Raw genomic sequence first — 1,669 nt, 5'->3', positions numbered from 1 at the left:
CTTTCTTTCCTTTCGAATAAAAATAACCCGAAGAGTGAACATTCGGAAAAACGAATGTTCACTCTTCGGATTTGAATTATGGGTGACAGCCTGGTTTCCTTTTTATTGTGCTGATTCGCAGATGGCTTTGATGTTTTCCAGTGTATGTTGGGTGGAGTTTTCTTCCATCTTGTCCGTCACCAGTTTATCGAGGATCTTGGTGAACAGCGTTTCAGGCGGCACGCTGTCGATATCGAACGTCAGCTCCGTTCCGCCATCTTTTGCAACATAGCGGCTGGTTTGCTTGGTCGGAAAACTCCCGGTGATGTTCCCTTTCCAGATTGCGCCATCAGCAGTAAGCTGGCTTTCCGTTACTTCGATGGTGATCGGGAAATGGATACCCATCATGGAATAGCTCGATTTGACGATGGTGCCCACTTCGCCTTTTCCGCTGACGCTTTCCGGTTCGGCAAGACCGTTGTAGAAGTGTGACCAATTCTCAGGGTTGATTGTATACTCATAGACTTTTTGGACTGGCGCATTGATGAAGATGGTTTTTTCAAAGGTAGCCATTAGTGATTATCTCCTTTCAAAATCCAAGCAGCGTTTTTTGCTTTAGTGACGACAGGAATGATCGGAAGGACGAAAAAAGAAACTTTGCGACTGCATTCTCCGCTAGGGAAATTCGGACACTTTTCTTGTTCGTCTTCATTATACGCCTGAGTTGGTTATTATCAAAAATGTACTGCTGTCTTTTTCAAAAGAAGTTAAAATTCAAGCTATTCCCCCTAATTTTCAAGAATCCAAGAATATCTCCAACTTATTGGTCGTATCGTTTGTCCTCTGTCCATTATCGCACTAAAATAGGGTTATCAAGTGGAATAATTCCTTATGTATATTCACATTGTTTTTTGGCCGCCCAGTTCAAATGCCTTCTGCTTCGGGAAGATGATTATCAAGCGAGGGGATCACAATGGAAAAAGACGTCAAAAAAAGCACCCGGGAAGAAGTATTGGAGCACCGCCAAGCAATTTTAAAGGATCTGATTCTTCGTCTTCATGCCGGCGATGACTACGAACAGATCAAGAAGGAATTCAAGGAACATTTCGCGACGGTCAGCGCTCTGGAAATTTCGATGATGGAACGGAGACTGATCGAACAAGGCATCGCAGTCGAGGAAATCCAGCGTCTTTGCTCAATCCACGCCGATTTATTTGCCGATGCAGTGACCTATGGACAAGCCCCCTCTCCGGATAGCGAGAAACCGGGGCATCCGATCCGAGTGCTGAAGGAAGAAAACGTGGCCATCGAAGCGACGCTCGACCGGATTGCGCGCCTTTTGGAAAGTTATCTGGTTGAGCATGATTCAGCTCTGAAAACCGGGCTGCTCAAGCAACTGGATATCCTCTGGGGCTTCGACAAGCATTACGCGCGCAAAGAATACGCCATTTTCCCGATCATGGAGCGCTACGGCATGACTGCCCCACCGAAAGTTATGTGGGGGGTGGACGACGAAATCCGGGGACTGTACAAGAAATTAAAACAGATGGTGGACGGCGGGCAGCTTGACAACCTCAAAGTTACTTTCGAAACACTGCAGCAGGAAATGAAAGAAATGTTCATCAAAGAGGAAGATATCCTCTTGCCGATGGTATCCGACTCTTTCACTGAAGATGATTGGCTGAAGATT

2 protein-coding genes are annotated in these 1,669 nt (G+C 46.0%); one reads left to right on the top strand and one right to left on the bottom strand.

Going from position 1 to position 1,669, the window contains the following annotated elements; genetic code table 11:
- Positions 1-102 precede the first annotated feature (102 nt).
- Entirely contained in the window at positions 103-552 is a 450-nt protein-coding gene (locus WBV27_RS05725; RefSeq protein ID WP_424200210.1) for an SRPBCC family protein, read from the bottom strand.
- 400 nt (positions 553-952) lie between these two features.
- On the opposite strand from WBV27_RS05725, the gene WBV27_RS05720 reads away from it, so the two are divergent.
- Positions 953-1,669 (top strand): DUF438 domain-containing protein (locus tag WBV27_RS05720; RefSeq protein WP_424200208.1); only part of this gene is annotated, 717 nt, incomplete at its 3' end.

This window comes from Trichococcus sp. (genome assembly GCF_049589555.1).
GTDB lineage: Bacteria > Bacillota > Bacilli > Lactobacillales > Aerococcaceae > Trichococcus.
The sequence above is the reverse complement of the archived record's forward strand: the minus strand, read 5'-3'. Positions and strand labels throughout refer to the sequence as shown.